This window comes from Bacillus sp. CCNWLW194, from assembly GCF_037120585.1.
GTDB classification, from domain to species: Bacteria; Bacillota; Bacilli; order Bacillales; family Bacillaceae_G; genus Bacillus_A; species Bacillus_A basilensis.
Window position 1 is genome coordinate 279987 of the sequence record NZ_JBBBBL010000006.1, and the last position, 19048, is coordinate 299034.

Consider the following 19048-nt stretch of genomic DNA (forward strand, 5'->3'; position numbering starts at 1 on the left):
TAAATCTTTTATAGGATCTTTCCATCTAATATTGCTTTATCAAATTCACCGGCGAAGCAATTACCTTACTACTTTTCACATCATATAACCCTATCGGTGTTACCCGTATAAATGGCAAGTGCGTCGCAGAAAAGAATAAAATTGTAAATGCTGGATCGTTATATGCGTAACCTCGCTCTTGCAGTAAGTTCACCATCTTTTTCTCTTTCTGTATTAACTCTCTCATTTTTAATTCAGACATAATCCCGAGTAATGGTAATCTAATTTCATGTAACACTTCATTTTTTTCAGCGATTACAATCCCGCCGCCGAGCTCTTTTACTCTATGAAAAGCAGTAAGCATATCATCTTTGCTCTTACCAACAAGAATGATGTCACCTGTACCGGAATAAGAGCTAGCAAGGCCCCTTAATTCTTTCGCAAAACCTTTCACAACTGTATTCAATCGCCAACTGCCATCACGAGCAATCATCATAAGGAAACATTCATCATGATTTATGGACAATTCATCACAGTCTAAGTCGATTTCACTAACGTATGGTTTTGTTATAACGTTATTTAATAAGTGTATACCCGTATTATTAGAGAAAATCATATCCTCTTTTTCTATGGACCAATCTAATGTTAATGAAGTTACTTTACATTCATTCCAGTCTATATGTAATGATTTATGTGTATTTACACCGTCACGCTTCACCCATTGCCCCTTTGCAATTACGCTCGTTGGTACCGGGTTTTCTTTACTTTCTAAAATATTGATATTAGCAATTCTACCTGTCGCAATCGAACCATGTAAGTGCTCCATGTTATAATAACGAGCAATATTATAACTTGCCATATGATAAGCATCTATTACCGGCACCCCTTGTTTTATCGCGGTAGAAATCATAATGTTTGTCATTCCATTTTCATAAAATGAAGGATGTGAACCATCTGTAGTAAGCATGAATCTATCAAACTGCTTAACACCTAATTCCAGCAATTCCTTCAATAAAACTTCTAAATCTGGGCGTATGGAAGAATTCCTAAGAGAAACAATGTAACCTTGCATAAGACGAGTTAACGCTTCCTGCCCTGTCATCGCTTCATGATCGCAATCCGTACCTAACAGTTTTAATTTCGCTAAAGTTGCTTCAGATGCTCCTGGGAAATGTCCTTCCACTTTTTTCTGTAATCGTTTTGTTTCCTGCACCCAATCTAACATTTCATCATCGCCATGTAATAACTTTGGCCATGCTGTTAGCTCACCGCCTTGCAGAACTGCTTCATGTTTCAGCCATTCTATTATTTCTTTACTATTAAATAAAGATTCACCGTTTTGCAGTTCAGTTTGTCCATCAAAACGGCACCACCAATACATACTAGCTGGAACCTTTGTAAATTCATCTAATAAATGAAATGATTCTTCACGCTTTAATGTGAAAAATAAAGTTAAATTATCATTAATAAAAGTTGTTGTCCCAAATTGCATCGCATGATTTGCTAATGTCTCTGGATTATACAACTGATACGGATGTGCATGTGGTTCTATGTAACTAGGAACTACATACTTTCCATCACAATTAATGACTTCACATTCATGTAGTTGCGCTGGCAGCTTTTCTCCTACATATATAATACGGTCATCATAGATCCAAATATTTGCTTGCATCCATTCACGCATATAGGAGTTTAAGTATGTTGCATTCTTTAATAATTTGTGTGGGCTTTTTGTACCATCTATTATTTCAACATGTTCTCGTAATTGTTCGTTACTCCATCTAAACTGATTTTGTCCCAATGTATTTCACTCCAAATCAATTTACTTTTATTTATTAAAACAAAAATAATTAACAAACTGAAGTATTATCCATTCATAACTCCCCTGTATAGCCGCTATATCTTTCATTATATGAAATAATCGAAAAAATAACAATTTTACAAACATGAAACATACCTCTTTGATCTGCAATAAAAAGGATGTCATGCAACTGACATCCTTTTTATTTTTATGCTAAACTATAAGATTGAATCGCACTTGTATCGTATTTATGTTCTACATATACTTGATGCCATCGCCTGAATGTTAATACTGTCCTTATTTGTTAAATTTAAAAAACATATCTTTTATTTACAACTATAGCGAATTCCCATTCACTTTCTTTTCATCTATTTATTAAATTCAACTTGCATCATTTTATCAAACTGTGTAAGAATATCAACCTGACCTAAAGAGTTAACATTAACAGCAAATGTATGCTTGCCTCCAATTACTCCACCAGCAAAAGTCATAAACCCAGGAATTGATCCTCCGTGACCCCAAACTGAGACACCATTTGGAAGTTTAGTCTCATAGATTCCAAGACCATATCCATCACCAACCCCTTTTCCTTCTACAGGAACTGTAGTAAGCATTTCTTTTAGCTCTCGTTCCTTCAGTAACTTACCACTGAGTAAAAATGAAAAGAATTTATTTAAATCATCTGCATTAGATATCATGTCTCCAGCTGCATTAGCTAAACTCGGATTATAATCCGTAATGTCTTTCAATTCGCTCGTTTCTTCGATTTTCACATACCCACGAGCATGATTCTTTCCTGGGATGACGGGTGAATTTCCTGGTAAAAACGTATTTGACAAGTCCAAAGGTTCAATTATTCGCTTTTCAATTTCTTCCGCATAACTATTACCAGTTATTTTTTCAATTAGCATTCCCAATATTACATATCCTGTGTTTGAATACAACCAATCTTTACCCGGCGAGAAATCTGGAGGCAGAGAAAGGCCTATTTTCACTATTTCTTCTGCTGTATACGTTTTTTTCGAATTCATTATGTCAGCGTCTTTTGACTTTAAATATTCAGCTATACCACTCGTATGATTCAAAAGTTGTCGTATCGTAATTTGATTTCCATCATACCCATTTCCTTGTATAAGACCCGGCAGCCACTTTTCAATTGGATCGTCAAGTTGTACGCGATTTTCTCCTACTAATTGAAGAACAGTCGTGGCGGTAAAAGTTTTCGTCACACTACCAATCCGAAAGCGATAATCCGATTTCACCGGTTTCTTTGTATTTAAATCCGCCACACCAGCAGTATAACTATTAATTTTCCCTTTATTAGACGTCTTAGCTAATACCCCTGGCGCCCCAATTTGTAATGTTTCCTGCATTACTTGTTTCCATCCATTCCGATTCTTTTGATCATGTACTTGTGATGAATTAGAAATACTTTGAGTAGAATCTGCTTTCACAGTAAAACCAGGTGTAAATAGAGTAGTACCCGCTAATAAAACTGTCAAACTCGCTAACTTCATTGAATTACATTTTTTCATAAGGTTTCTCTCCCCTATTCATATCGTATTGATTCAAGCTATACTTTTATCCTATATGATAAAACTCTCTTTTTTCTTATCCATTCCTTACGAAATACTTACGTTCAAATTTTGTTGCGCTAAGCTGAGAAAGAATTATGTATGAAAATAAAAAGGGCATAAAAAATAAGGACAGTCCCTTAACTGCCCTATTTTTATTTCACCTTGTCTTAATTATTTTAAAATGAATAAAAAAAGAACATGTTTTCACTTTTATGTAAACACGTTCTTTTTTATTTAAGTAACTAATCTATATTCACCTTTACCATCCTGCACTAGCGTTCATACCATTTCCGATAATAGAAAGTAATAGTGGCCATAATACTGGTCCTAACGTAAGTAGTAGATTTAGAAGTATAAGCATTCTATATCCAACGGTGAAATTGTGATTTTTACGATTAACAAATACGAGACTGACTAATGATATTATGGTCGTTAAAAATAATACTAACATTACCAACCAATACCACACCATTAAACTGAGACTCCATGGAGTTAATAGCTCGTGTATGATACAAAATGAGATTCCTAATACAGCAAAACTAAAGCTAGTCACCGCTGTTTTTATAAGCCATTTACTTATTTTTTTATCGTATGTATTTTTACAATATAAATCTATTAAAGTAAATAAAGATAAATATGCCATTACTACGCCTATCCAAGACAATAACCAGTCTCCATCCCCTTTGAATAATAAGAACAGCAACCAACACATACCTACTGCAGAAAAAACAAAGGAAATAAGTATGCTTTTTAATACCGATTTCATTACATTTTCACACCCTTAAAAACTTAAAAATTAATTATAATTTATAAAAATTAAGTATAGGTTAACACGTAATGAAGTATAAGTAAATAAAGTTAATTTACAGTTAATTTCTTTTTTTATTTGAAGACGGTTTCATTTTTACAACAGTTAAGGCTTCAATAAAGCGTAATATATATGTATTTCGCCTATTTCTCACGCTTACAAATTTATGTCATACAAAATGAGTTTCTGAGAACTTATCTCAACAAATGTTCCTTTCGGATATGGTACTCCCTCAATATCAAGAGTAAATATACTTTGGCCAATTTTAAAACCACAACATCCATGCTCAAAAAATGTTTCCACTTCACAAACTATAATTGTGGAATTTCTATTATTTTTAATACAGTATTGCTTTTTGCCCAACTTATTAACATCTTTTCTCCACACTACTACATCTCGTATTTCTAGCTCGACATAATATTCTCGACCTTCTATTGGAGTTTTTCCATTCCAACTAGCTTTTCCACAACCAAACGCGGAAGAAAAGCTTACTACATTCTGGTCATTATATATTCCTTCATTTTTTATAATTTTAATTTTCACAGATTTCACCTCTGAATTGGAACTTTAACAAAACTCTTTATTAGCTCGTAATCTCATATTTCTTCATGTTAATGATGTATTTGTTGTACCCCACATTACTCAGTGATATTGGCTGCTCTCCATTCCTTAAAACAGCAGTATGTATTTGACGATTTTCATGCTAACTTCTCCGTTCTACTACTGTATATAATCTTTTAAAGCCAATATTTCTTCTCTATTGTAATCAACCATTGCCAAGAAATACTCGTCAAAATTCTTAAACCTATCTATTTCTTCTCCTGCAAACCAAATGATTTCACCTGGTCTATATGAATTTGGTAAACATAAAACAAATAAGTCCTTATCAAATTCAGAGACTGCTATTGGTAATAACTCCTGCCTTACAACGCCACTTTCTTTTAAAACATCGTCATCAATAACTGTTAATAACATTTGAGCGTACTCCATTATAGTTGATTGCTTCAGTTGTTCTATACCAAATAAGTCCACAGTTTGATAAAAGCCTTTCCAACCATTGGCATATTTTAGAAAATCTCTATATTTTAAATCAAGTTTATAACCCCATTCTTTTTCAAAAGCATACACATACTCTTCACTGGCTCCTACTTCAGGAAAGTGATGTGGCCATATTTGCTCGATATCTTGCTTCATTAACTCTTGCTTCACTAAAACTAAAGTTGTTATCCTATCTTTCCAGTTAATCACCTTTTAGTCCTCCACTATAAATTTAAATCCAGTAGATTTACCTATTAGTTATCTATTAGCCCGTACTTCAAAATTCAACCAACTATGAGGATTCAGTTTTCCATCTAAGTTGTATTAAACGTAAGACAAATTTCTTTGTCATAATTATTTATTTTATCATTAATTTCTATTACAAAAGATAAGAAAACCATCATTGTTCCAACATAACTATGTCGAGAATAGATTCCACTTATGCAAAAAAGATGACCCCAGCAACACGCTAAAGTCATCTTTTTCTATCTCATTATTTTACTAACTCTCCATTATAAACTTTTATGTCAAGAGGAGCAGTTAAAAATTGTGGTGCTTTGCTAACGAAAGATGTGAAGTGTTCACTCGTATTATGACTCGCAACTGCTGCTTCATCTTTCCATACTTCTACCATCGTATAAACACTTTCTTTTTCTGTATCTTTATATAAATCATAAGACACATTTCCACTTTCTTCTCTTGAACCATGAAGTAGTGGCTGAATTTGTTCTAAAAATGATTGTTGTTTCGCTGGATCTACTTGAAATATTGCGTGAATAATAATCATGGTGTTTCCCCTCTCATCTTTCACTTATTTAAGTTCTTTTATAAAATTATTTCCACTCTGCAACTTTTTCAATTGGAAGACGTACTGATTGGTAACCACTGTCAGCAGCTTTTCCAATTGAAATTAACATTACTGGTACGTGACGTTCTTTATCTAGTCCGAAAGCTTCTGCGATTTGATCTTTCTCAAAACCACCAATTGGGCAAGTGTCATAGCCGTGAGCACGAGCTGCTAGCATAAATTGCATTGCTACAAGACCACCGTCAATTAGTACTGTATCTTTCATTACTTCTGGTGTAACCATTGAGAAATAAGCTGAAAGTTTTTTCATTTGATCTTCTTTTACTTCTGCTGGCATAAGTCCACGCTCTACTGCTGTACCGTAAATTTCTTCTGCGTTATCAAAGTTGTTTAAATCACCAAATACAGCGATCATTGCTGAAGATGTTTCTACTTGAGATTGATTGAATTTCGCAAGTGGTGCAAGTGTTGCTTTCGCTTCGTCACTTTCAATCACAAGGAATCTCCATGGTTGCATGTTTACTGATGATGGTGCAAGTGTTGCTTCTGTAAGAATTTCTGTCATTTCTTCTTTGCTAATTTTCACTGAAGGATCGTACTTACGGATTGAACGGCGTCCTGTTAAAATTTCGTTAAAATCATTTGTTTTTACTGAGTTAGTCATAGTTGTATTCTCCCTTTTTTATAATTCTTTTATGTTTTGTTGAATGCGGTCTAACATCGTTAAAAGATTGTCGCGTTCTTCTTCACTTAATCCTTTAAATGCTGAAGTAGCGAAACGCTCTTTTTCCTCTTGATATACTTGAATTTTATTTCGCCCCTCTTCTGTAAGAGAAACTAACGTAATTCTGTTATCTTCTGGATTTTTACGTCGTGTAATCATTCCGTTTGCTTCCAGCTGTTTTAAATGCCTCGTAATCGCAGCATTATCAATATTCACTTCTTGCTGAAGTGCTTTTTGACTAATTTCACCTACTTCATATAACTGAAGTATAAGCTCTAATCGAGACTGGCTCATACCCGTACACCCTTCAAATTTCGAACTTACTTCTTTATTTAGAAAGTGTAATTTATATAAAATAATCGCTTCTTTTGAGCATGAACTCGTCAAATTACCTCCTCCTTTACATCCAATTCAAAAACGTTTGATGTATCAATAGTTGATATGTCAATTAATATAATCTATATCGATTTAGAATGCAAGCTTTTTGTTTTCATTTTTATTTTTCCAAATTAAGGCGCTTTGTAGCGTTACAAAAAATGGGAATTACATTATAATAGTAATAATTTAAATGGCTGGAGAGTGATTGTAATGCGGCAATACACAAATAGAAATGAGGAAATGAAAATGGGAAATGAAATGAGGATATTTATAAATGACAACAATAAATATAGGGATTGTCGCGCACGTAGACGCTGGCAAGACGAGTTTGACTGAGCGTATTCTTTTTGAAACGAATATGATTAAAGAAGTTGGCCGAGTTGATAGCGGAAGTACGCAAACTGACTCAATGGAATTAGAAAGACAACGCGGCATTACGATTAAAGCATCTGTCGTTTCTTTCTTTATAAATGACTTAAAAGTAAATGTCATAGATACACCTGGACACGCTGATTTTATCGCTGAAGTGGAGCGATCATTCCGCGTTTTAGACGGTGCAATTTTAGTTATTTCTGCCGTAGAAGGTGTGCAAGCACAAACTAAAATTTTAATGCGGACATTACAGAAACTAAACATACCGACTGTTTTATTTGTAAATAAAATAGACCGTAGTGGCGCAAATTCAGAAAAAGTCGTGAAACAAATAAAAGCGATTCTTTCGAATAATGCTTTCCCCTTCTACTCTGCGCAAAACGAAGGAACAAAGGAAGCTCGTATTATCGAATATAAATCATATGAAGATTGTATAGAACGATTAGCGCCATATAATGAATCACTGCTTGCATCATATGTAAATAACGAAATAATTCCGGACGCGCTATTAAGAAACGAACTAAAAAAGCAAATACAGCAAGCAAATGTGTACCCAATCTTTTTCGGTTCAGCAATGACGGGTATAGGTGTAACTGAACTGCTCGAAAATATTCCGTCCTTATTTCCAGCTAATAAGTCGGCAGAAAATGAAATATTATCCGGTGTTGTTTTTAAAATTGAACGTGAATCTTCTGGAGAAAAAATTGCTTACGTAAGAGTTTTTTCTGGTAGCTTACACGTTAGAAAATATGTGGATATACAGCGTGGTGAGTCTCTACCTCATAAGGAAAAGATAAAAAAAATGTGCATGTTTCATAAGGGAAATGCCGTTCAAACTTCTACCGTTCCTAACGGTGAATTTTGTAAAATATGGGGACTGAATGATATTAAAATTGGTGATATTATCGGTGAACGGACGGATTATATAAAGGATATTCACTTTGCCGAACCACAAATGGAAGCTGCCATTGATGCCGTGCCTAAAGAACAAATTCATGATTTATACGCTGCTCTTATGGAACTATGCGAAGAAGATCCTCTCATTAAAGTGTGGAAAGACAATGTTCATAATGAACTATACATTCGTCTTTTCGGTGAAGTACAAAAAGAGGTTATTGAAACAACACTTTATGAGAAATATAATTTACAGGTTACTTTCTCAAATACACGAGTTGTCTGTATTGAGAAACCAATTGGCATTGCGAATTCCATTGAAGTAATGGGAGAAAAAACGAATCCATTTTACGCGACAATTGGTTTTAAAATTGAGCACGGTGAACTTAATTCTGGTATAACATATAAATTAGACGTTGAACTCGGCTCACTACCTTTAGCATTTCATAAAGCGATAGAAGATACTGTATTTCAAACGTTAAAACAAGGATTATACGGATGGGAAGTTACGGATATTATCGTTACGTTAACTCATACTGGTTATGCTAGTCCTGTTACAACAGCGAGTGACTTTAGAAACTTAACACCGCTCGTATTAATGAATGCTTTAAAGCAAGCTGAAACATATGTATATGAACCAGTAAATGAGTTTGAATTAACTGTACCTGAGCACGCAATTAGTACCGCAATGTATAAGCTCGCTGCCATTCCAGCAACCTTTGCAGAGCCTATATTCAATAATGATTCTTACCAGTTAACAGGATCATTACCTGTTGCGAAAACAGAGAATTTCAAACGAATGCTCCATTCATTTACTGAAGGAGAAGGTATATTTACAACGAAGCCAGCTGGTTTCACAAAGTTGACGGCTCCCTTCCCTATTCGAAAACGTGTTGATTATAATCCTCTGAACCGGAAAGATTATTTGCTTCATGTTTTGAAAGCTTATTAATTAACAAATAGAAAAAAGCGCCCTCTTGTATGATATATTCCTTACTAGAGGGCGCTTTCTTCATACAATATTAAGGTAGGGCTGGTTCAAACTCCCCTGTAATTGTTTGATATCCATTATTGTTCTCATATTCCTGTTTCCGCTCTAACCCGAATTTTTCTAAAATAGGAAGATCATTTGTTGAAAATACATAACTATTTTCTAGTGCAACGTGTTCGTGCCATGCCCAGTTTGGTACGACAAAGAAATCTCCTTTAGACCAGTCAAAGCGAACACCATTAATTATCGTATATCCTGATCCTTCATGCACATGATAGATTGATGCATGTGTATGGCGATGCGCTTTTCCTTTGAATCCCTTCGGCAATTTTTGCATCCAAGCTGCAATCGTTGGACACGCTGTTTCACCATTCGATGGATTTATATATTCAACCGCATAACCATCGTATGCATCTGGTTCAAAACGACTTAATCCATTAAGTGCCGCTTCCGTCCCTGCCCATTTATAAGAACTAAGTGGAGCTTTCTTTGCATATCGGTCCGAAACCGGTCGAACCATTCCACCTTCATAGCGCTGAGTAGTATAATTGTCCGGCACATTGGGCTGTTCAATTTTTTCTGGATATGGCTCGAAGAACGTACCACCAAGATAATAAATGGTCGGAATATCAAGGCAATCCATCCAAATCATCGGTTTGTCACCTGTATGACCATGTCCATGCCAAAGACCATTTGGCGTTGTTAAGAAGTCGCCCCGTTCCATGAAAATACGCTCTCCTTGCACAATTGAGTAAGCCCCTTCTCCCTCCATGACGAAACGTAATGCATTTTGAACGTGCCGATGTGATGGAGCAGTTTCTCCAGGTTGTATCAATTGAACCGCTGCATATAACGTTTGTGTAGTCGATGCCCATCCCCAAGGTTTTCTATAGTTAAGTCCTGGATTTTGTAAGTAAATGGCCCGGCGTTCTCCCCCTCGGTCTGGTGTAAATATTTGCGTTGCTTCCGTTAACTTTTTTTGAAGCAATTCAGATTTCCAAAGGTATGCTTGTGCATGAGGTTCCGGTGTATGTTTCATTAAATCTGGGATCGCGTTCCATAGCGGGCCAAGATGGTATTGTTCGATATCACGATTGAAATCTTGTACAAGGTCACTTTCAAAAAAAGCATTTTTTTCCGCCATTTTATTTGCCTCCTTTATCGGTCATTAAACTTACATAAATTCCGCTCGATTTGTTTATAATGCTTTTCTGTATGTTCTACGATGAGGTGATTCACAATAAAATCAATCGACTTATTGGTAAAACGAGGATTACGACTCGGAGCCTGAATCTTTAACTCTTCGTCTGTTAATGTGGTCAGTACTTTTTCTATGGTGAGTGGTATAGAAGACAGCTGCTCAATGACTTCTTCTATAGTCTGATTATGAATATTCTCTTCTGAAACCGCTTGTAGGCGCACTTCATCCGTTAAACCACGGCCCCATAAATTTTCATGATTTACTTTAATATTACTAATTTCTTTTGCCCAATACGGAATAGCTTCTGCTACATGTGTAATGATCTGCATAATTGACCATTCATCTTCTGAAGGTTTCCAGTAGATGATTTCCTCTGATAAAGGCTTAACGATCATTTTTATCTTATTGATTGATTCATAAATAGACTCGGCCGCATGGGCTTGTAAGTTTTTCGTCATAGCACTGGCACCTCTAACTTTTGTCTCACTTTATTTTCTAATACACCTACTCCATCAACTTCGATTCGAACGATATCTCCATCTTTAAGAAATACTTGCGGATTACGTGCAACTCCTACACCACCTGGCGTACCTGTTAAAATGACGTCCCCTGGCTCTAGTGTCATTAGACTAGATAAAAACGAAACGAGATATTGTACCGAGAATACTAAATTAGCAGTATTAGACTGTTGACGTTTCTCTCCATTTACCGTTAATATGATTTCCAAACCAGATGGGTTCTTTAATTCATCTGAAGTAATTAACCATGGCCCCATTGGAGCACTTCCTTCAACACTCTTCCCTTGAAGCCATTGAATTGTACGGCGCTGAATATCACGATAAGTAATATCATTTACAATTGTGTAACCAGCTACATATTGGAGGGCATCTCCTTCCGAAACATTTCGGGCACGCTTTCCAATTACAAAAGCAAATTCAGCTTCATAATCTAATTGTTCTGAAATCGGATAAAACGGAATATCATCTTGCGGGCCGACTACTGTATTCGCAAATTTTGCAAAGATAACCGGAAAAGCAGGTAATTCGCGTTTCATTTCCAAAATATGTTCACGATAATTGTGACCTACACATATAATTTTTCCTGGCGAAGGTACCGGAGCCTCAATTTTCACTTCACCTTCTTCAAATACCAATTTTTCTTTATGGTTTTTCATAAGTGCATAATCAATTGCCTCTTTTGCTAAATTCATACTTTCTGTTCCACCTTGTAAAAACCCATTCATATCCTTTGGTATATACGCCTCTGCAATTTGAGTGGCCCGAAGGTTTCCCTCGCTTGTCAGTTTCGCTTTATAAGCAGCATGCAAATCAATCAAATTCCCGTTTTCTAAAGCTGCAACTCTCGTTTCTCCATTATGTGTAAAAGTAACAAGTTTCATAGTAATCTCCCTTTCCTCTAAATAATTGAAAGTTCCACCGTCTCAAATAATCGAGAACGATGGTAGCGTATAACTTTCCCACCTCACTTTTTGTTATAAAAGATAAAAAGTATTTCGCTCTGGACCAAGTGGTATATGTCCCAATTCTATTAACTCTACTATTGGCAGAAACACATTTTTTTCTTCGGCTAATTCAGCGGCACATGCAACAGTACTTATATACATCGCATGCCCAACTAGAAATTTCACTACTTTTTCCTCTCCGAAATGTTTGAACGCTTCTTTATAAACACCATGAAAAATTGCTTCTGGTACTTTATCTACAACATCAATAAGAAGTTTTTCGTTACCTACACGTACAATTTTTTCTTTCAATTGATCAGGCACTTCTGCTAGCGTCCCCCATAAGTCATTATCTTCAAATGAAATTCGTTCAATTGTCTCACTTAATTGTTTTCTTGAAATCCATTCAATTTCATATTCACTAATGTTTAGAGCACGCATAAATTGATCTATTTTCTTCTCAGCCTCTAAATTTTGCTTTCCAATGTTGCTATACCAGTTCATCGTCATGAACCGCTCAATCATTCCATTTGTAGAACGGGCATGGGAACCATACTTTTCTTCATTTATGAATTGAGACAAACCCATTTCTTATCGCTCCTTTCATATTACTTATCTAATTTTTTATCATTTTAATATTTTGTCGTCAGTTCAGGAGGTCCAAATTTCGGTCCGTACGGTCCCTCATCAAGCCATCTTCCAAGCCTCGGAACGATAGCTACCAATGAAGCAGCAATATCTCGTTTCATATTCATTTCAGGAGAATTCCCTTGAAGATGGTGAAGTGCTGTAGTTGATGCATCGCGGTTCCACTGCGCTGCAATTCGGCGTTCTTTTGCAGCTGCTTCAATTGCTTCCACTCGCTCTTCTTCGAAATGGGATTGTAACGCTTTCTGGACACCTCTTGCAGCAAGAACTGCATCTGGAATACCAGAATTTAATCCACGTGCTCCGAATGGGGCAAATAAGTGTGCTGCTTCTCCAGCTAGAAGAACACGACGTTTTTCGTCAGTAAACGAATTTGCCACTACTTGATGGAAACGATAAGAAGACACCCACGTAATTCTCTCCGCATATTTAGCATCCATGACTTTCGGCAACCATTTCTTTACACTTTCAATATTTGTATAATCATCTGGATTATCTGATTCAAGCAGTTGTAAATCGATACGCCACCCGCCTTTAAACGGAACAAACATTACATTTCTTCCTTCCATAGCTGGATGCTGATAATGGAATATTCTTTCTAAAGGAAGTGGATCTGTTTCATCTTCTTTTGCATCCACGACTATAAAAGTATCTGCTGTACGTGGACCTTCAAACGTTAATCCTGCTTGCTCTCTTACGATGGAACGTGCTCCATCACATCCAATTACATACTGAGACTTTAAGATTTCGTCATTTGTGATTGTTAGTTCTACCCCAGAGTCTGTAATGTGTAACTTCTTGACCGGGGCATCCCAAAGGAATTCAACGCCCGCATTTATACAAGCCTCATACATATACTTTTCAATTTCATCTTGATGAAGAGCTGTGAAATGAGGTAATCGGTTAAACTTAAGGTTTTCATCCTTACCGTAATCTCTTACATATACTTCTTTCCCCTTATAAAACGTTCGTTTTACCGGCCAAATAATTCCGTTACGAGCAAGTGTAAAACCGAGGTTTTCTACAGTTTCCTCTAGTAGTTTTAACGAAGCGCTATGCAAATAAATTGCTCTACTTCCTGGACGTGGTCTTCCATATGAATCGGCCTCAATTACTAACGTTGATATCCCCTTCTTTTGTAATGCAAGTCCTGCTACAAGTCCGACTGGTCCTGCCCCAACAACAATGGCATCATATGTTTTTTCTTTTTCCATCACTATCTCCCCTTTATTAACAATTTCTCGTTACGGTATCCTTACTCGTTCTTCTTTAACTTTCTACAGTTTTTATCTCTGGCATCATCTTCTGCCGAATATATTCAGGTATTAGCTGCGCTTTCACCTTTTCTTTAAAAGAAGTCCATGCACGAGTTTCATAACCTTCTGCCACAACCTGTTCCCCTTTTACAAAAACGTGCTGAATTGTAAAAACTTTATTATGCAATTCGTTCACAGTACTTTTCACAATTACTTGATCTTCAAAACGAAGAGGTGACTTAAATTGACATTTCGCTTCTAGTAACGGCAAACCAATTTGTTGTTCTTCGTAAAGTTTGACTGAAGGAAAACCAATTTTTTTAAAATACTCATGAGTTGCTTCATCCATCCATTTATAAAAATTGGGATAATATACAATGCCCGCCGCATCTGTATCTCCCCACCTTACTTGAAATGTATACTCTTCCATTATTTCTTCGCCCCTATCTATTAAACTGTCGGACTAATATTTGAAGATACTTGTTCTTTCAGTTTCAATTTTTGAATTTTTCCACTTGCTGTTACAGGAAATTCATCCGTAAAGATCACTTTCTCTGGTAGTTTATAAATTGCCATTTTCTCTTTAAGATAGAGTTTTATTTCTTCTTCTGTACTTACTTCCCCGTTCTTTAATCGTATGACCGCACAAGCCACTTCCCCTAGCACTTTATCTGGAAGGCCTATAACAGCTGCTTCGATTACTTTCGGATGTTTCATAATGACTGCTTCAATTTCCTGTGGATAAACGTTAAGTCCACCCCTTATAATCATCTCTTTCTTTCGTCCTACGAACCTTAAATAACCTTGAGAATCAAGTGTGCCTAAATCTCCTGAATAATACCAACCTTCATTATCTAAAACCTGATTTGTCTGTTCAGGCATATTATAATAACCTTTCATTACTCCAAATCCCTTAACTGCGATTTCTCCTACTTCTCCGGGCGGGAGCGCTACTCTATTTTCATCTACAATTTTCAATGTTACTCCTGGGATTGCCTTTCCGAGAGTTTCTGTTATATTCTGCTTTGTATCATCATACGAGGTCATCGTAATAGAAACCGTTTCAGTTATCCCAAATGATTGGCAAAGGTTAATGCCCATCCGTTCTCGAATCTCCGTCACTGTTTTTGCTGGAATAGGTGCAGCACCAACTAACCCGGCACGTAATGAAGATAAATCATATTTATCAAAGCCCTCTAACTCTAGTTCCTTTATAAACATAGTTGGTACACCTTTTTGAATGGTTACCTTTTCTTGTTCAATTAATTGTAAAGTTTTGCGTGGGTGGAATTTTTCTTGTAATATGATCCGTCCTCCCATTGCTACTGCGCAAAGCATATTAATTGCCATACCGAAAATATGAAATAGTGGTGCTGAAATAATGAATACATCCTTTTGTGTACAATGCAGCTCTGTTCCTATCGTTCGTGCAGATTGTACAACGGCACGATGTGTAACCATTACACCTTTTGGAGTTCCCGTCGTCCCTGACGTATATAAAATGCAAAACAAATCATCGTTCACATTTATATGAACTGGTTCAATATCCATTTTTTCTGTACGAATTAACTCCTCATATGGACAGTAATTCTCATGTAAAAACCGTACTGTAATAACCTTTTGTACTTTATTAACGACTTTTTCAAAACCAAAATTCTTTTCAAATTCCCCTGAAGCTATTAATAGCTTTGGATCTGAACTTTCCAATATATACTCAATTTCATATGATTTATATTTTGGGTTAAATGGAACGATTATCGCTCCCAATTTCGCAGCTGCAAAATAGATTACTACTGTTTCGGACCAGTTTGGTAGAGATACGGCGATACGGTCTGCTTTACCTACTCCTAGTCTCTTAAATGCCGTAGCCAAACAATCTACTTCATGTTTCAATTGTTTGTATATAATTCGTCTCGTTAAATCATATATTGCTTCTTTTTCACCGTAAGATGAAGTAACCGTTTCTAACAGCTCATACACCGATAATAAGTTTTTATCCTTTTTCATTGTCCCACTCACTTTCTATCGTCTTACCAACTAGCCCGAATTTTTCACTTTAAGAAACGATGTAGGTAAAACCAGGAAGGACTCTCCCTGGCTTGTTCTCCCTAGTACAACGCTTCCCAAATCGCTGCAATTCCTTGACCTCCGCCAATACAAACAGCGGATACTCCATATTTTTCATTTCTTCTTCTTAATTCATAAATTAATGATAGAGAAATTCTAGTTCCACTCGCAGCAAGTGGATGACCTATTGCAATTGCCCCACCGTTTACATTTGCTTTTTCAAGATCGAATCCTAATTCTTTTTGACAAGCTAAATACTGCGCAGAAAATGCTTCATTAATTTCAATCAAATCTAAGTCTGCCAAAGTTAAATTTGCTTTTTCTAATGCACTTTGAATAGCTGGAACTGGACCGATTCCCATATACTTCGGTTCTACTCCTACAACAGCCCAAGAAACGAGCTTAGCAATTGGTTGCAATCCTCTATCTTTTGCAAAGTCGCTCGATGCTAAAACAACTGCGGCTGCACCGTCCACCATGCCGCTTGCACTACCAGGAGTTACAACGCCATTTTCCACAAAACGAGGTTTTAACTTGGCAAGTTTTTCTAGACTCGTATGACGGATATGCTCATCCTCTTCAATGACTTGTGCTCCTTTTCTTCCTTTCACTGTTACTGGAACAATCTCTTCTTTGAAATACCCTTTTTCTCTTGCTAAAAGAGCTCTTTCATGACTCGATAGTGCATGCTGATCTACTTCTTCTCTCGTTACGTTATATTTTACAGCTAAGTTTTCAGCCGTTTCGCCCATCGTACATTTACCATACGTATCATACAGACCATCCCATAACCAATCTTCTATTACCGGACCGCCGAGTGGACTTCCCCATCTCATGCCAGGTATTACATGTGGCACTTGGCTCATATTCTCCGTTCCTCCGGCAAGCGCAACTTCTGCTTCCCCACTAAGAATATAGCGAGCGGCCGTTAAAATAGATTCAACACCCGTTCCGCAAAGTCGGTTGATTGTCAAAGCTGGGACATGAATAGGCGCTCCGGCTTTTAAAGCAACATGCCTCGCCAATAAATGTGCGTCTTTGCTAGATTGCTGAACATTACCAACTACAACTTGATCAATATCTTCAGCAGATATAGTAGCTTTTCGTATTGCTTCCTTAGCAGCAATAGCTCCTAAATCTGTTGCATTCACGCCTCGGAAAGACCCCGAAATTTCAGCGAACGGAGTCCTTGCTCCTTCTAATAAAACAATTTCTTTCATATCCTTTTCACCTCATTATTTCCCTAAATAAACTGGTTTTCTTTTTTCAACGAATGCTTGTAATCCTTCCTTACGATCCTCTGTTGCGAAAGCATTCCCAAAACAGGTGCTTTCGATGATTAAGCCTGTTTCAAGATCAGCATTGCTTCCTACATTTACCGCAGTTTTTAACATTTGAAGTGCTACTGGAGGTTTTTTTGCCAATTTATATGCCCATTCTTTTGCTGCTTCAAATAACTCTTCTGCAGGTACTATTTTGTTGATAATATGTAAATCAAACGCACGTTTCGAATCAAACATGTCTCCGAAGTAGAGTAATTCTTTCGCTATACCTTGGCCAACAATCTTTTGAAGACGCTGCGTTCCTCCGCCTCCAGGAATAATTCCAAGTCCCACTTCTGGAAAAGCAAATTTTGCTTGATCCGAACAAATGCGTAAGTCACATGCAAGTGCAAGTTCAAAACCGCCACCAAGGGCCAATCCATTAATCGCAGCAATAACTGGTTTTGATATATTTTCAATTTTGCTAAATACCGTTCGTGAAGTTTTATTCATTTTGTTTACACCGACAAGATCAAGTGCTGCCATTTCATTAATATCAGCACCTGCGACAAATGCTTTCCAGCCGCTTCCTGTAAGAATGATTACTCGTACATCTTCATTTGCTTCTAGTTCACTAAATAGACTGGAAAGTTCATGAAACACTTGTGTATTTAGCGGATTTACAGGTGGCCGATTAATCGTAACAATCGCAACTTTATTTTCAATTTCACAAATTAAAAACTCGTAATTCATAACTTTATCCCCCATTCTTTATTCATAATCATAAAAACCTGCACCTGTTTTTTTACCATGTCTACCTGCTCTAACTAGCTGTTTTAAAAGAAGCGGCGGTGCGTATTGATCATTGTTTAATTCTTCTTTAAAGTACTCCATCACGTGATAGCCAATGTCTACACCTGCAAAATCTTGTAGTGTAAACGGCCCCATCGGATAATTAAGACCAAGTGTAACTGCCTTATCAATATCTTCTGCAGATGCAACCCCATCTTCAAGCAATTTAATTGCTTCAATAAATTGTGGAATCATAATTCGATTTACAATAAAACCCGGTGAATCTTTCTTTACTTCAACTGGTTCTTTCGAAAGTCTTTTGGATAGCGCTTTCAATTCTTCAACGGTTTCATCACTCGTTTTATAGCCTCGAACAACTTCTACAAGTTTCATAAGTTGTGCAGGATTAAAGAAATGCATACCTGCTACACGTTCTGGACGATTCGTTGCTGAGGCAATCTCTGTTATCGACATAGATGAAGTATTTGTCGCCAATATAACTCCTTCTGGAACGATTCGATCCAGTGCTGCAAACACTTCTCTCTTCAACTCTAATTTTTCTAACACGGCTTCAATAATTACATCCGCATCTTTCATATCTTCTAAATTTGTAGTCATTTGAATGCGGTTAAGTGCCTCTTGTTTATCCTCTTCAGTCATTTTTCCTCTCGTAGCACTTTTCGTCATAAAACCATTCATACGTTGCATTGCACTATCTAAATAACGCTCTTCAATATCGTGTAAAATAACTGTAAATCCATGTAATGCTGCTAGATTTGCAATGCCAGAACCCATAGATCCTGCACCGACAATACCAATTGTTTGAATTGCCATTTTGCTACCCCCTATAGTAACTTTTTTAATATTCTGTAAATAAATTATATCTATATTCAAAAAGTTTTTGTATGTACATAGTATAGGAAATACACATATTTCTTTCATACATTTTGAGGGTATTCATTCCAATTTAAATGGCTTTATATTCTATCT

Annotated in this window: 19 protein-coding genes; 1 reads left to right on the forward strand and 18 read right to left on the reverse strand. The window is 36.4% G+C overall.

All coding sequences use genetic code 11. The features are described 5' to 3' along the window. Positions 1-25: 25 nt before the first annotated feature. The 8 genes from V7S50_RS16290 to V7S50_RS16325 form a co-directional block, all read right to left on the reverse strand. Positions 26-1780 carry an adenine deaminase C-terminal domain-containing protein gene (locus V7S50_RS16290; RefSeq protein ID WP_242252789.1) on the reverse strand — a complete coding sequence of 585 codons (1755 nt, stop codon included), beginning with the start codon at positions 1778-1780 and terminating at the stop codon, positions 26-28. Between the two features lie 368 nt (positions 1781-2148). Beyond that, positions 2149-3315: a serine hydrolase domain-containing protein gene (locus V7S50_RS16295; RefSeq protein ID WP_242252788.1), complete on the reverse strand. Its 1167-nt coding sequence runs from the start codon at positions 3313-3315 to the stop codon at positions 2149-2151. A gap of 301 nt (positions 3316-3616) precedes the next feature. Continuing rightward, the gene (locus V7S50_RS16300) at positions 3617-4123 is read right to left on the reverse strand and encodes a DUF3902 family protein (protein WP_242252787.1); all 507 of its coding nucleotides are present in this window, start codon (positions 4121-4123) and stop codon (positions 3617-3619) included. 198 nt (positions 4124-4321) lie between these two features. Next, positions 4322-4708: a hypothetical protein gene (locus V7S50_RS16305; protein WP_242252786.1), complete on the reverse strand. Its 387-nt coding sequence runs from the start codon at positions 4706-4708 to the stop codon at positions 4322-4324. A gap of 177 nt (positions 4709-4885) precedes the next feature. Continuing rightward, the gene (locus tag V7S50_RS16310; protein WP_242252785.1) at positions 4886-5413 is read right to left on the reverse strand and encodes an SMI1/KNR4 family protein; all 528 of its coding nucleotides are present in this window, start codon (positions 5411-5413) and stop codon (positions 4886-4888) included. A 283-nt stretch (positions 5414-5696) separates the two neighbouring features. Continuing rightward, positions 5697-5990: a putative quinol monooxygenase gene (locus V7S50_RS16315; protein ID WP_242252784.1), complete on the reverse strand. Its 294-nt coding sequence runs from the start codon at positions 5988-5990 to the stop codon at positions 5697-5699. Positions 5991-6036: 46 nt separating this feature from the next. Further along, a complete protein-coding gene (locus V7S50_RS16320) occupies positions 6037-6675 on the reverse strand; it encodes a nitroreductase family protein (protein ID WP_087953270.1) in 639 nt (212 codons plus the stop codon). 18 nt (positions 6676-6693) lie between these two features. After that, positions 6694-7122 carry a MarR family winged helix-turn-helix transcriptional regulator gene (locus tag V7S50_RS16325; RefSeq protein ID WP_212957160.1) on the reverse strand — a complete coding sequence of 143 codons (429 nt, stop codon included), beginning with the start codon at positions 7120-7122 and terminating at the stop codon, positions 6694-6696. A 265-nt stretch (positions 7123-7387) separates the two neighbouring features. Between V7S50_RS16325 and V7S50_RS16330 the strand changes: the two genes are divergently transcribed. Beyond that, positions 7388-9331 carry an elongation factor G gene (locus V7S50_RS16330; RefSeq protein WP_242252783.1) on the forward strand — a complete coding sequence of 648 codons (1944 nt, stop codon included), beginning with the start codon at positions 7388-7390 and terminating at the stop codon, positions 9329-9331. A gap of 70 nt (positions 9332-9401) precedes the next feature. On the opposite strand, the gene V7S50_RS16335 is transcribed toward V7S50_RS16330, so the two are convergent. From V7S50_RS16335 to V7S50_RS16380, 10 genes are all read right to left on the reverse strand, one after another. Further along, positions 9402-10514: a cupin domain-containing protein gene (locus tag V7S50_RS16335; protein ID WP_242252782.1), complete on the reverse strand. Its 1113-nt coding sequence runs from the start codon at positions 10512-10514 to the stop codon at positions 9402-9404. A 14-nt stretch (positions 10515-10528) separates the two neighbouring features. After that, complete coding sequence (locus tag V7S50_RS16340) at positions 10529-11029, reverse strand: DinB family protein (RefSeq protein WP_242252781.1); 501 nt, start codon at positions 11027-11029, stop codon at positions 10529-10531. Then, a complete protein-coding gene (locus V7S50_RS16345) occupies positions 11026-11970 on the reverse strand; it encodes a fumarylacetoacetate hydrolase family protein (RefSeq protein WP_242252780.1) in 945 nt (314 codons plus the stop codon). The genes V7S50_RS16340 and V7S50_RS16345 overlap by 4 nt, the downstream gene beginning before the upstream one ends. A gap of 93 nt (positions 11971-12063) precedes the next feature. Beyond that, the gene (locus V7S50_RS16350) at positions 12064-12621 is read right to left on the reverse strand and encodes a hypothetical protein (RefSeq protein ID WP_242252778.1); all 558 of its coding nucleotides are present in this window, start codon (positions 12619-12621) and stop codon (positions 12064-12066) included. Between the two features lie 44 nt (positions 12622-12665). Continuing rightward, a complete protein-coding gene (locus V7S50_RS16355; protein WP_242252777.1) occupies positions 12666-13895 on the reverse strand; it encodes an FAD-dependent oxidoreductase in 1230 nt (409 codons plus the stop codon). Between the two features lie 55 nt (positions 13896-13950). Then, positions 13951-14367 (reverse strand): acyl-CoA thioesterase, encoded by a 417-nt coding sequence (locus V7S50_RS16360; RefSeq protein ID WP_242252774.1) that lies wholly within the window; start codon positions 14365-14367, stop codon positions 13951-13953. A 20-nt stretch (positions 14368-14387) separates the two neighbouring features. Beyond that, on the reverse strand, positions 14388-15944 hold the full coding sequence (locus tag V7S50_RS16365; protein ID WP_242252773.1) for a class I adenylate-forming enzyme family protein: 1557 nt from the start codon (positions 15942-15944) through the stop codon (positions 14388-14390). Positions 15945-16045: 101 nt separating this feature from the next. Next, on the reverse strand, positions 16046-17224 hold the full coding sequence (locus V7S50_RS16370; RefSeq protein ID WP_242252770.1) for an acetyl-CoA C-acetyltransferase: 1179 nt from the start codon (positions 17222-17224) through the stop codon (positions 16046-16048). A gap of 15 nt (positions 17225-17239) precedes the next feature. After that, a complete protein-coding gene (locus V7S50_RS16375; protein ID WP_242252769.1) occupies positions 17240-18019 on the reverse strand; it encodes an enoyl-CoA hydratase/isomerase family protein in 780 nt (259 codons plus the stop codon). An 18-nt stretch (positions 18020-18037) separates the two neighbouring features. Beyond that, a complete protein-coding gene (locus V7S50_RS16380) occupies positions 18038-18892 on the reverse strand; it encodes a 3-hydroxyacyl-CoA dehydrogenase family protein (RefSeq protein ID WP_242252767.1) in 855 nt (284 codons plus the stop codon). Between the last annotated feature and the right edge of the window lie 156 nt (positions 18893-19048).

Bases quoted from the DNA above. Each gene is read 5' to 3' on its own strand.
- V7S50_RS16295 (WP_242252788.1), bottom strand. From the start codon at position 3,315: ATGAAAAAATGTAATTCAATGAAGTTAGCGAGTTTGACAGTTTTATTA.
- V7S50_RS16300 (WP_242252787.1), bottom strand. From the start codon at position 4,123: ATGAAATCGGTATTAAAAAGCATACTTATTTCCTTTGTTTTTTCTGCA.
- V7S50_RS16315 (WP_242252784.1), bottom strand. From the start codon at position 5,990: ATGATTATTATTCACGCAATATTTCAAGTAGATCCAGCGAAACAACAA.
- V7S50_RS16320 (WP_087953270.1), bottom strand. From the start codon at position 6,675: ATGACTAACTCAGTAAAAACAAATGATTTTAACGAAATTTTAACAGGA.
- V7S50_RS16330 (WP_242252783.1), top strand. From the start codon at position 7,388: ATGACAACAATAAATATAGGGATTGTCGCGCACGTAGACGCTGGCAAG.
- V7S50_RS16335 (WP_242252782.1), bottom strand. From the start codon at position 10,514: ATGGCGGAAAAAAATGCTTTTTTTGAAAGTGACCTTGTACAAGATTTC.
- V7S50_RS16340 (WP_242252781.1), bottom strand. From the start codon at position 11,029: ATGACGAAAAACTTACAAGCCCATGCGGCCGAGTCTATTTATGAATCA.
- V7S50_RS16345 (WP_242252780.1), bottom strand. From the start codon at position 11,970: ATGAAACTTGTTACTTTTACACATAATGGAGAAACGAGAGTTGCAGCT.
- V7S50_RS16350 (WP_242252778.1), bottom strand. From the start codon at position 12,621: ATGGGTTTGTCTCAATTCATAAATGAAGAAAAGTATGGTTCCCATGCC.
- V7S50_RS16355 (WP_242252777.1), bottom strand. From the start codon at position 13,895: ATGGAAAAAGAAAAAACATATGATGCCATTGTTGTTGGGGCAGGACCA.
- V7S50_RS16360 (WP_242252774.1), bottom strand. From the start codon at position 14,367: ATGGAAGAGTATACATTTCAAGTAAGGTGGGGAGATACAGATGCGGCG.
- V7S50_RS16365 (WP_242252773.1), bottom strand. From the start codon at position 15,944: ATGAAAAAGGATAAAAACTTATTATCGGTGTATGAGCTGTTAGAAACG.
- V7S50_RS16370 (WP_242252770.1), bottom strand. From the start codon at position 17,224: ATGAAAGAAATTGTTTTATTAGAAGGAGCAAGGACTCCGTTCGCTGAA.
- V7S50_RS16375 (WP_242252769.1), bottom strand. From the start codon at position 18,019: ATGAATTACGAGTTTTTAATTTGTGAAATTGAAAATAAAGTTGCGATT.
- V7S50_RS16380 (WP_242252767.1), bottom strand. From the start codon at position 18,892: ATGGCAATTCAAACAATTGGTATTGTCGGTGCAGGATCTATGGGTTCT.